Here is a 12,380-nt window from a genome sequence, read left to right on the forward strand (position 1 = left end):
TCTTAAATTGAGAATAAAGATACAACGTTTTTATGGAATAGTCAGTGAAAGGCTTCCTATAATAATAGTTTTTTTATATTTTTCGGTTGAGTATACTTTCTTCCTGCTACGTATTATATAAAACAATGATAAATGAATTAAACATGAAACTACTTCGATTTTTGGTGTTTGGAATAATGTCCGTTATTCTGTTACCCAGCATTATAGCAGCCGAATGGCAGTGGTCTGTACAACTACCAAGTATTATTTCCAACGAAACGAACGATCATCCGCAAGCATTCTTGTGGATACCTTCCGATTGTACTCAATTGAAAGCTGTGATAATAGGCAATCATAATATGACAGAGGAAACTTTGTTTGAAAATTCTCTATTTCGTGAAAGATTATCAGAAGCGGGTATAGCACTGATATGGATTACTCCCGGATGGGATCAAAGATGGGATATAACTACCGGATGTCAGGAAGCTTTTGAAAAGATGATGGAGGATTTTGCGAATGTCAGTGGCTATAGTGAATTGAAATATGCGCCTATTGTTCCGTTCGGACATTCGGCAATGGCTACCTATCCGTGGAACTTCGCAGCCTGGAATCCCGACCGCACACTAGCCATTATCTCTTTGCATGGAGATGCGCCACGCACCAACCTTACCGGATATGGTCGTGACAATATGGAGTGGGGGAAACGTACGATTGACGGCATCCCTGGATTGATGATTGAAGGCGAATACGAATGGTGGGAAGACCGTGTAAATCCGGCTTTGGCATTCCGTATGATGTATCCTAAAAGTTGCGTCTCTTTCCTTTGCGACACAGGACGAGGACATTTCGATATAGCCGACCGCACCGCTGGTTATATTGCGTTGTTCTTAAAGAAAGCACTGGAATATCGTATGCCTGCAACGTATGATTTGAATAAGCCTGTGGAATTGAAGAAGCTGAATCCGCAGAATGGCTGGCTTGCCGAAAGGTGGTATCCGAATCAGAAGAAACGTGCAAAAGCTGCTCCTTATAAAGAGTATAAAGGAGACTCGCACGACGCATTCTGGTATTTCGATAAGGAAATGGCTGAAATGACGGAAGAACGCTATCGCCGGGAGAGAGGGAAGAAACCACAATACTTAGGTTTTGTACAAAAGGGGCAATTACTCACATATAATCCCAAATCCCATGTGAAAGTTGCCGCCAGCTTCCTGCCGGAAAAAGACGGATTGACTTTTCATCTGAAAGCTGTATATACGGATAGTTTGCATACTGCAATTTCTGACGAACATTCGCTCACTCCTCCTGAAATAACCCGTATCTGTGGCCCGGTTCAGAAAGTGAACGACACCACCTTTACTGTCCGTTTCTACCGTATGGGAATGTACAATAAGCGTCGTACGGGAGATATTTGCCTTCTAGCTGGTAATGATGGTGACAAACATTATAAAAGCACAGTTCAGGAACTTAGTTTTCGGATTCCCTATCGCAATACGGAAGGTAAACGCCAGCATATTCTTTTCCCGGGTCTTGACGATGTGAGGAAAGGCACGGAAACTATCTCTTTACATGCAACCTCCGATTGCGGGCTACCCGTATATTACTACGTGAAAGAAGGGCCGGCAGAAATAGAGGGAAACAAGTTGGTATTTACTCGAATTCCCCCACGCAGTAAGTTCCCATTGAAAGTGACTGTGGTGGCATGGCAATATGGATTGGCAGGAGAAGTGCAGACAGCCGAATCGGTAGAACGGAGTTTCTTCATTTATCAATAGGCAATTGATAAATGAAAGATTATGGCACTATAAGTTGGAATTCGTTTTTTTGCATTGAGTAATAGGCGGAGTCTATTCGTATCCAATAATAAATAAGGATATTAAAAATGATTATGAATAAGAAATCTTTAGTTGCAATCGCATTATTGGCAGTATCGGCTATATCGTCGGCTCAATCTGTGTACCCTGGACAGCACCAGGGGAAAATGAAAAAAGAGACAGTGGCTCCTGTTCGGGTAGAAAGTTTTGATTTGAAAGACGTCCGTTTATTACCGAGTCGTTTTCGTGACAATATGTTGCGGGATTCCGCATGGATGACCTCTATCGACGTAAGTCGTCTGTTGCATAGTTTCCGGACAAATGCCGGAGTCTTTGCCGGTCGTGAAGGCGGTTATATGACAGTGAAAAAACTCGGTGGTTGGGAATCCTTGGACTGTGAGCTTCGCGGACATACTACCGGACATCTGCTTTCGGCTTACGCTTTGATGTATGCTGCTACCGGAAGTGAGATTTTCAAGTTGAAAGGGGATAGCCTTGTCAACGGGCTGACCGAAGTTCAGAATGCTTTGAAAGGCGGATATTTAAGTGCTTTTCCCGAAGAACTGATAAACCGTAATATCCGGGGAAAGAGTGTTTGGGCACCTTGGTACACTTTGCATAAGCTTTATTCCGGCCTGATAGACCAATATCTGTATGCGGATAATCAGCAGGCCTTGAAAACAGTGACCAAAATGGGCGACTGGGCTTATAACAAACTGAAACCACTTAGTGAAGAAACCCGCAAACTCATGATACGTAATGAGTTTGGAGGTGTCAATGAATCATTCTACAATTTGTATGCTATCACAGGAGATGAACGTTACCGTTGGTTGGCTGAATATTTCTACCATAATGATGTAATTGACCCGTTGAAAGAACTTCGGGACGATTTGGGAACCAAACATACGAATACGTTTATCCCGAAAGTCATAGCCGAAGCGCGTAACTATGAGTTGACAGAGAATGAGACCAGCAAAAAGCTCTCGGAATTCTTCTGGCATACCATGATTGACCACCATACTTTTGCTCCGGGATGCAGTAGTGATAAGGAGCATTTTTTCGACCCGAAGAAATTTTCTAAACACTTGACCGGCTATACGGGAGAAACCTGCTGTACTTATAATATGTTGAAACTTAGTCGTCATCTTTTCTGTTGGACGGGCGATTCATCTATTGCCGATTATTATGAAAGGGCACTATATAATCATATCCTGGGACAGCAAGATCCGGAAACAGGAATGGTCACTTATTTCTTGCCCTTACTTTCGGGCTCACATAAACTGTATAGTACCAAAGAGAACTCTTTCTGGTGTTGTGTCGGCAGTGGATTCGAAAATCATGCTAAGTATGGAGAAGCTATCTACTACCGCAACAACCAGGGAATCTACGTAAATCTGTTTATTCCTTCCCAAGTCACCTGGAAAGAAAAAGGGTTAACCCTTCTCCAGGAAACGGAATTTCCGAAAGAGGAAACGACCCGGTTTACTATTCGTGCCGAGAAACCGGTTCGTACTACTGTTTATCTAAGATATCCTTCATGGAGTAAAAAAGCGGAAGTTCTTGTGAACGGTAAAAAAGTAGCAGTAAAACAAAAGCCAGGTTCTTATATCGCTATCACCCGTGACTGGAAAGATAATGACCGTATCTCGGCTACTTACCCGATGCAGATTGCATTGGAAGCCACTCCCGATAATCCGAATAAGGTAGCTTTATTGTATGGCCCGTTAGTGCTTGCCGGAGAACGGGGTACGGAAGGTATGCAGGCTCCCGCACCTTTCTCTAATCCAGCTCTTTATAATGATTATTATACTTATAATTTCCATGTACCTGCCGATTTGCGTACCTCATTGAAAGTAGATATGAAACATCCGGAACGTACTTTGCAGCGTACAGGAAAAGAACTGGAATTTACAACAGAACAAGGAGATGTGATTCGTCCGCTTTATGATTTGCATCATCAGCGTTATGTGGTATATTGGGATTTGCAGTCGAAATAGAAAATTTTAAGAACGAATTACACGAATTACGCGGTTTTATAATTATAATTGCATCAAATATAATTGCATCAAACAACAGCGTAGTTCGTGTAATTTGTGTTTAATACGAAGTTAATAGATAACGAAAATGAAGGGAAGATTATTAATCATAATTTTTATAAGTATCTGTTTTATTGCAGGTTCCTGCAATGTATCATCCGTACAAGGGAGTCGTTATAACTTCTCTTCATTAGATTCTGTTATTCAAGGCTGGGTGAGTAAAGAGTACTATCCCGGTGCTTCTATTTGTGTAGTAAAGAATGATTCTGTCATTTTTCAGAAGAACTATGGTAGCTATACTCCTGATACAAAAGTATACGTAGCCTCTGCCGGAAAATGGGTGGCGGCTGCTGTTATCGGAGCGGTAGTGGACAGTACCAGTTTGGACTGGGATGACCCTGTGGAAAAGTGGTTGCCGGAATTTAAGGGAGATGCTAAAGGAAAAATCCTTTTGCGACAATTGTTATCTCATACTTCCGGAGTGCGTCCCTATCTTCCTGAACCGCGCGTAGATAATTACAATCATCTGGATTCCGCCATTATTGAGATATTGCCGTTAGATACGGTTTTTACTCCGGGAAGCCGGTTCCAATATGGAGGACTTGCCATGCAGATTGCCGGAAGAATGGCGGAAGTGGCAATGGGGAAAGAGTTTGAAACTCTTTTTCAGGAATTATTAGCACAGCCATTAGAAATGAAAAATTCTCATTTTACTCCGATAAATACAGATGGCGGACATGCCCCGATGTTAGGTGGTGGTCTGTGTACTACCTTGAACGATTATATTCATTTCCTATCTATGATTTATCATGATGGAATGTATAACGATAAGCGGATTATATCAGCAAAAACTGTAAAGGAAATGCAGGCCGACCAAGTGAAAAATGCTGTTGTTTCTCCCGAAGAATATACGGAAAGAGCATTGGGACAGTCTCATAATGGCATTTACGGATTAGGTGAGTGGCGTGAACTGGTCGATAAAAAGACAGGAGAAGCCTATCAAATCAGTTCACCAGGATGGGCTGGCGCTTACCCGTGGATCAATAAACGGGAGAATGTTTATGGCTTCTTTATTGCTCATGTAGTCGGTGCTTCCAGTAAAGAAGATGGTTTCTCATCTTTTTATGGTAGTCCTGTAATTTCGAGAACTGTTTCAGAGATTGTAAAGGGACATCCGTTGGTTGTTAAACAAGGCCGCGTTAAAGTGGGCAACGGTTCTCTTTACTATGAGGAAGCCGGCACAGGTGCCCCCGTCATCTTTGTTCATGGGCATTCCTTGGATCATCGTATGTGGGATGAACAATTTTCTGTACTGGCAAAAAAATATCGTGTGATCCGCTATGATTTGAGAGGATATGGCATTTCGTCTTCACAAACGGAAGACTATCAATTCACACACGCTGAAGATTTAGTTACTTTGATGGATTCTTTGCACATCAAGAAAGCGCATATCGTCGGACTTTCTTTAGGTGGGTTTATTACTGCTGATATGTTGGCGTATTTCCCTGACCGGATGTTATCTGCTTTTTTAGCCAGTGGAAACATTCGGAAATCGAAAGGTCCCAGTGAACCGATGACTCCGGAAGAAGCAAGAGTACGTGATAAGGAGATTGCTGCTTTGAAAGAGAAAGGGGTAGATGTGATGAAGAAAGAGTGGTTTGAAGGATTAATGAAGTCAGGAGGAAGTCAGCGGGAACGAATGCGTGAGTCTCTATGGCAAATGATCGATGAGTGGGATGCGTGGCAACCTTTACACAAAGAAGTACGGGTGGTAGCTGGTTTGGATGCCATTGAGGAATTGAAAAAGAATCATCCCGATGTACCTGCTTTAATTGTTGAAGGTCATTCTTCCGGCAACCGATTCTCAAAAGAACCTCCCATCTTACAATATCTTCCCAATGGAAAACTGAAAGTAATTGACGATTGCGGACACATGCTGAATATGGAACGCCCGGAAGAATTTAATGCAGCATTGGAAGAATTTTTGAAAAACGTTCAATAAAGAATAATATTGTAACTGATTATATATAGAATAGACTAAGTACCATGAAACAAACTATTATTGCTGTTATCTGTTTTTTGTGTGTTTCTTCATTATATATACAAGCACAAAAAATAAATCATCCTTCATTACTGTATACTCCACAACGCATACAGCAAGTGAAACAGCGTATGCAGCATGAACCTAAATTGCAGGAAGCATGGGGAGATATTAAGAAAACAGCAGATAAAGCTTTGCAAAAGAAAGATTTTAATCGATTAGACTATTTGTCGTTAGCTTATTTGATGACTGATAATAAGGAGTATGCAGACGCAATCAAAGAAATCCTCCTGAAAGCTGTGGAAGCCGAATCATGGGGAGATGTGGAAATGATGGCACGTATTCCTGCATGGCGTTCACAACTGGGTATGGCTCATAAGAGTTTTCTTTCCGCAGTGGGGTATGATGCTGCATACAATGTCATGTCTTCTTCAGAAAGAAAAAAGATAGCCGAAGGATTGAAACGGTTAGCCGTAGAACCGGCATTGGGAGACTGGTTGTTGGAACCGACCCGTATTCACTCATTGAATTCGATGGGACATAATTGGTGGACCTCCTGTGTTTGTCAGGGTGGAATATTGGCTTTGAGTCTTCAAAATGAACTTCCTGAAGTTAAAGAATGGGTGGAGCAACTTCACGAATCACTTCCTGAATGGTTTGATTTTGCCGGTGATGTATTGCAACAGAAAGCAAAGAGTTTTGATGAGGCCGGTGGAATGTATGAAAGTCTGAATTACGCCAACTTTGGTATTCAGGAAGCTTTGTTGTTTAGGATAGCTTGGATAAATACTCATCCCGGACAGAATCCGGGTGATATTCCTCAATTGGCAAAATTGCCGAGTTACTTCTCACAAGTCTGCTATCCGCGTACAGGTATGCTGCATAGTTTGAATTTTGGAGATAGCCATAAAAATGTATCAGCAGAATCCAGCATGATGTTATTGTATGCATTGGGGGTGAAAGATCCAACTATTTTGTGGTATATAGCCCAGGTGGAACAAGGACAACATCGTGATGGCTTTTTCCTGAATCGTCCCATGGGCTTCCTTTACACTCCTGATTTGAGTAAGGCGCCCGCTGTCCCTCAACTGCCGACTTCTCAATTATTTGCCGATTTTGGTTGGGCTACGATGCGTGATTCGTGGGAAAAGGATGCTACGATGCTGGCTGTAAAAAGCGGTCATACATGGAATCATTCTCACGCAGATGCCAATTCATTTATTGTCTTTCATAAAGGGGTAGATATTATTAAAGACGGGGGAAACTGCTGGTATCCTAATCCTGCTTATCGGAATTATTTCTTTCAAAGCCAAGCGCATAATGTAGTATTGTTTAATGGAGAGGGACAACCTCGTGAGCAGCAGTACGGCGGTTCTACTTTGAGAGGATATTTGCATCATCTTCTGGATGCGGGAAATGTGAAGTATGTCCTGGCTAATGGAACGGGGCCTGTTTCAAACAATTTCAGCCGTAATTTCCGCCATTTCCTTTGGATGGATAATGTTATTTATATGATTGATGATTTGAAAACACATAAAATAGGACAATTTGAATGGTTATGGCATACAAACGGGACATATAAAAAGTCGGGAGTTGACGTGAATGTGACGAATGGTAACTCATCGGTTGTGATTCGTCCGTTATATCCTCGTTTGCTGGCTAAATCCGATTTTGTGCATGACTACCCGGAAGATTTGTATTGGGAGGAAATAGAAGCTCCCACTGAAGATTTGAAAGGCACTGAAACCTATTATTCATTTCATTTGCCGGCAGAAGTCAATCGTGTAAAAGGGCTGACAGCCATTATATTAAAGGAGACTCCCAATGAGAAAGACTTGCCACAAATGGAACGGCGGGAAGGACAAGATTGGATTGGGCTTCGTATCCGTCATAAAGGGAAAGTGACTGATCTTTATATTAATCAATTAGCAGACGGCAGGCTAATGCACAGCAACTCATGGATTATGCCGGACGGCTGGATGACAGATGCTTATATGTTTGCTGTCTCTTATCCCGAAGGTACTGAAGCTGCTGACGCAAAAGATTTCTTTATCTGTCATGGCAGTGCATTGAGACGCGATAAGGAGACTTATTTTTCTTCTCTTTCCAAATTATTTGTAATTCAGAAAGAAGAAGGTAAAAAGTTGAACCTTTGGATAGACGGGCAACCGAAGATTCATGCAACGTTCAGAAGTGAGAAGAAACCGACAACTGTTATTGTGAATGGTAATAACTTCCCTGTTGTTTACAAAAACGCTCATGTGAAAGTGAAATATCAATAAATCTTCAATAGCATTGAGTAAATAATTTCTCCCCTTCGTATTTGTTTATCACATATAACAGATACGAAGGGGAGACTTTTTTTATAAGAAGGAATGTGCTCTTTTGGAGATTTTTATGTATGTTTGTCACATGTTTAATATGAAAGGAAGCGGTTGTAAGTGAAGAACACGATTAAATATCTGATTCTTTTAATCATATACTTGGTTTGTGGTGTAAATCTGCAAGCCCAGAATTATACATTTCGTAATGTAGTCATGTCCGATGGACTGTCCGGGCTATTGGTGAACGCCATTTATAAAGACTCGGAAGGTTTTGTCTGGCTAGGAACAGATAATTGTCTCGATCGTTTTGATGGTGTGAAAGTTCGACATTATGAATTTCGAGGCGTGGATTCCGGAAGGAAGAAACGGGTGAACTGCATCACGGAAACAGCCGATAATCAGCTTTGGGTAGGAAACGGTATCGGACTTTGGCGTCTGAATCGTGCAAACGGCCAGTTGGAGAGAATTGTTCCCGAAAAAATAGATTTTGCTGTAAATACCTTACTTCCGGATGGAGATATTCTCTATATCGGTACGGAGAAAGGATTGTTCATTCAAAAGGACGGGCAATTGCTCCAAGTCTTGACCGACCGGAATATGCTGGCTGCCTGTAATCGAATTATGGATCTCTGTCTGAATGAAGATAAAAGTGCGTTATGGCTGGCTACAGTGCAAGGTTTGTTCTCTTATTCATTGAAAGATGGTAAGATTGATTCCTGGCATTTCCAGGAGAATGTTCCCGAGGCCGATTATTTCCGCTGCCTGACTCGTATCGGAGAAACCCTTTATTTAGGTACAATGAGTCAGGGAGTAGTTCGTTTCGATATAAACAAAAAGAGCTTTTCGCATACAGTGTCTTTAGGCTGTGATGTCATTTCCGACATATCCAGTGATGGAAAGGAGACAGTATATATTGCAACAGATGGCAATGGCGTTCATTTCCTTTCGCATAAAGCCCAACAAGTGACACGTCGTTTTTGTCACGATGTAAGTGATAAAGAAGGTATTCGCAGTAATTCCATTTATTCACTATTGGTGGATGACAGAGGTGCTGTTTGGGTGGGGCACTTTCAGGCAGGTTTAGATTACTCACTTTATCAGAATGGTCTTTTCCAAACTTATGCTTATCCTCCTCTGTTTAACTCTGCCAATCTTTCCATTCGTTCTTTTGTCAACAGAGGACACGAAAAAGTCATCGGTTCACGTGACGGCTTGTATTATATAAATGAAGCTACCGGAGTCGTAAAGAGTTTTGTGAAACCTGTTTTGACTTCGGATTTGATATTGACTATCTGTTTTTATGAAGGCGAATATTATATTGGTACGTATGGCGGAGGCATGATGGTGTTGAATCCGGAGACGTTATCTCTAAAATATTTTGCCCAGGGAGGAGATGGAGATGCAGAGCTGTTTCAGAAAGGACATATCTTCTGTGTGCGACCGGATGAGAAAGGAAATCTCTGGATAGGCACTTCACAGGGATTGTTCTGTTATAATAAACAGGCAAAACAGATCAAACACTTTACCAGCGCCAATTCCCAATTGCCGGAAGGTAACGTTTATGAAGTTAGTTTTGACTCTACCGGCAAAGGATGGATTGCCACGGAAACCGGTATGTGTATATATGATCCTGCTTCTCAAAGTTTACGATCGAATGTGTTCCCTGAAGGATTTGTGCATAGGGATAAGGTGCGTACCATTTATGAAGATACAGGACACAACCTTTATTTTATTCGTGAAAAGGGAAGTCTGTTTACCTCTACTTTAACGATGGATCGTTTTCGGAACCGTTCCGTCTTTTCTACGCTTCCTGACAATTCGCTGATGTCGATCGTGGAAGATAACCAGGGTTGGTTGTGGGTGGCTTGCAATGATGGATTGTTACGCATAAAGGAAGAAGGAGAAGAGTACGATGCCTTCACTTTCAATGATGGAGTACCGGGACCCACTTTTACGAATGGGGCAGCTTATAAAGATGAAAAAGGAATATTATGGTTCGGCAACACCAAAGGTTTGATTTATGTCGATCCGAAGCGCGTGGATGAAGTGCGTGGTAAAGTCCGTCCGATTGTGTTTACGGATATATTGGCTAATGGTATTTCTTTTACCAACCCGTCTTTAAAATATAATCAGAATAATCTGACTTTCTGCTTTACGGATTTTGCTTATGGTCTGCCTTCTGCTCTATTGTACGAATATCAGTTGGAAGGAGTGGATAAAGACTGGAAACTATTGGCTGCGCAGAATGAGGTTTCCTATTATGGATTATCTTCCGGAACTTATACGTTCCGTGTGCGCCTTCCGGGAAATGAACAGTCGGAAGCTGTTTATCAAGTGACGGTGCGTCCTATGATACCTTGGTGGGGATGGGCACTTTCTGTTTTATTAATTGTAGGCATTATTGCTTTTATACGATATTATGTGTGGAATCGTATGCGCCGCCTGCTTACTTCTCCTGCATCGGCAATCTCCGCGTCCATAGAGAAGACACAGCAGAAAGACCGAACGATAGAACAGGCGGAAGTGATTTCTGAAGAGTCTTCTATCGCTGCAACCGAAGAAAAGTATAAAACCAACAGGCTGACTGAAGAAGAATGTAAAGAACTCCATAAGAAACTGGTTGCTTATGTGGAGAAAGAAAAGCCATATATTAATCCTGATTTGAAAATGGGCGACCTGGCTTCTGCTCTGGATACTTCTTCGCATTCATTATCGTATCTTTTGAATCAATATCTCAATCAGTCTTATTATGATTTTATAAACGAATACCGCGTCACTCAATTCAAGAAAATGGTGGTGGATAGTCAATATTCCCGCTATACATTAACTGCACTGGCAGAACTTTGCGGCTTCAGTTCTCGTGCTTCTTTCTTCCGCTCATTCAAAAAGAGTACGGGAGTCACTCCGAATGAATATATTCGTAGTATAGGTGGAACAGCCAAAGAAGAGTAACTTTTCGACTTATTATCACTGAAATCTATTTTATACTCATATCCCTTTCACCCTTCACACCGCCCTATTCATCGGGGTTATAGGGTGAAGGACCTCCCTTCACCAAGTGGATTTTCCTTTTACTAGTCTTTTTCTCGTAATCTATTAATAGATAAGTTCTTCTTCTCCCTATATAAACTTCTTTTGGTCCTATTGTAAAGTTGTTTTCTATAGGGAGTAATCTATAAACGCAAGCTTTGTTTTTATAAATGCAACTTGCGTTTATAAAAACAAAGCTTGCAATTATATAATTGAAGCTTTCATTTATAGTTTGCCCTTAATCAAACGTAACTTTGCAATAAGTGCAAAGCAAGTTTATCTTTAATGAAACGGAATTTATCTATTAATGTTCGTACTTCATTAATAGCTTTGATGTGACAATGAAACGATCAAATAATAAAATTGAAGAGGGGAAGAGGATGGGAGCAAACGAGCGTAAGTGGAGCAAAGATACGTTGATTTGAGTGATTTGAGTCTCATTTTATAAAGTGATACTCTCTTTTTGTGAACGTAATATATTGATAATTAGAATTATATGTTTAAATAAGTCTACCTAGATTCATTGAGATTGATCTGCTTTATTTTCTGGCTGTTATATCCAAAATCACCTCTATATTTGCATCGTGATCAAAACCGAAAAAGATAGTATTATGGAGACAACAGCTAACACTTCCGACAACATTATCACCCGTTCTTATGAAGAATATTATCAGGTGATTCTTACCTATATTACTTATCGTATCACTCATCGCTACGAAGCGGAGGATCTAACCCAGGATGTATTTGTACGTCTGCTGGACTACAAGCAAATGCTCCGTCCGGACACAGTGAAATATTTCTTGTTCACCATTGCCCGCAATATTGTAATCGACTATATCCGTCGTTATTATAAGAAACAGGAGATAGACAGCTATATCTATGATACTATGTCCACTTCTACCAATGAAACCGAAGAAAAAATTATCGGTGATGATTTAATGACAATGGAACGGACCCGCTTGGCAGCTATGCCCGAACAACGTCGGTTAATTTATACATTGAACCGCTTCGAAAATAAAACGTCTCCGGAAATCGCAAATGAACTGAATTTAAGTTGCAGGACGGTGGAAAACCATCTGTTTCTGGGACGTCGTGAAATGCGCGAGTTTTTCCGGAATTGTATATAATCTTATTCATTAATAAATAACCCTTTGTG

Annotated in this window: 6 protein-coding genes; all 6 read left to right on the top strand. The window is 41.1% G+C overall.

Annotated features, from left to right (window positions below; translation table 11 throughout):
• Positions 1-143: 143 nt before the first annotated feature.
• The 6 genes from INE92_RS02930 (at position 144) to INE92_RS02955 (ending at position 12,351) form a co-directional block, all read left to right on the top strand.
• A complete protein-coding gene (locus INE92_RS02930; RefSeq protein ID WP_074707781.1) occupies positions 144-1,754 on the top strand; it encodes a hypothetical protein in 1,611 nt (536 codons plus the stop codon).
• A gap of 107 nt (positions 1,755-1,861) precedes the next feature.
• On the top strand, positions 1,862-3,790 hold the full coding sequence (locus tag INE92_RS02935; protein WP_139220841.1) for a glycoside hydrolase family 127 protein: 1,929 nt from the start codon (positions 1,862-1,864) through the stop codon (positions 3,788-3,790).
• 127 nt (positions 3,791-3,917) lie between these two features.
• Positions 3,918-5,831, top strand: a complete 1,914-nt coding sequence (locus INE92_RS02940; RefSeq protein WP_074707742.1) for an alpha/beta fold hydrolase — start codon at positions 3,918-3,920, stop codon at positions 5,829-5,831.
• A gap of 44 nt (positions 5,832-5,875) precedes the next feature.
• On the top strand, positions 5,876-8,152 hold the full coding sequence (locus INE92_RS02945; RefSeq protein ID WP_074707739.1) for a heparinase II/III domain-containing protein: 2,277 nt from the start codon (positions 5,876-5,878) through the stop codon (positions 8,150-8,152).
• A 159-nt stretch (positions 8,153-8,311) separates the two neighbouring features.
• Positions 8,312-11,146, top strand: coding sequence for a ligand-binding sensor domain-containing protein (locus tag INE92_RS02950; RefSeq protein ID WP_151939793.1), 2,835 nt, complete (start codon positions 8,312-8,314; stop codon positions 11,144-11,146).
• A gap of 689 nt (positions 11,147-11,835) precedes the next feature.
• Positions 11,836-12,351, top strand: a complete 516-nt coding sequence (locus INE92_RS02955; protein WP_008021654.1) for an RNA polymerase sigma-70 factor — start codon at positions 11,836-11,838, stop codon at positions 12,349-12,351.
• The last annotated feature ends 29 nt before the right edge of the window (positions 12,352-12,380 follow it).

It is taken from the genome of Bacteroides xylanisolvens (assembly GCF_018289135.1).
Taxonomy (GTDB): domain Bacteria; phylum Bacteroidota; class Bacteroidia; order Bacteroidales; family Bacteroidaceae; genus Bacteroides; species Bacteroides xylanisolvens.

Coding starts and splice junctions, on each gene's coding strand:
- INE92_RS02940 (WP_074707742.1), top strand. CDS start 3,918: ATGAAGGGAAGATTATTAATCATAATTTTTATAAGTATCTGTTTTATT.
- INE92_RS02955 (WP_008021654.1), top strand. CDS start 11,836: ATGGAGACAACAGCTAACACTTCCGACAACATTATCACCCGTTCTTAT.
- INE92_RS02935 (WP_139220841.1), top strand. CDS start 1,862: ATGATTATGAATAAGAAATCTTTAGTTGCAATCGCATTATTGGCAGTA.
- INE92_RS02930 (WP_074707781.1), top strand. CDS start 144: ATGAAACTACTTCGATTTTTGGTGTTTGGAATAATGTCCGTTATTCTG.
- INE92_RS02945 (WP_074707739.1), top strand. CDS start 5,876: ATGAAACAAACTATTATTGCTGTTATCTGTTTTTTGTGTGTTTCTTCA.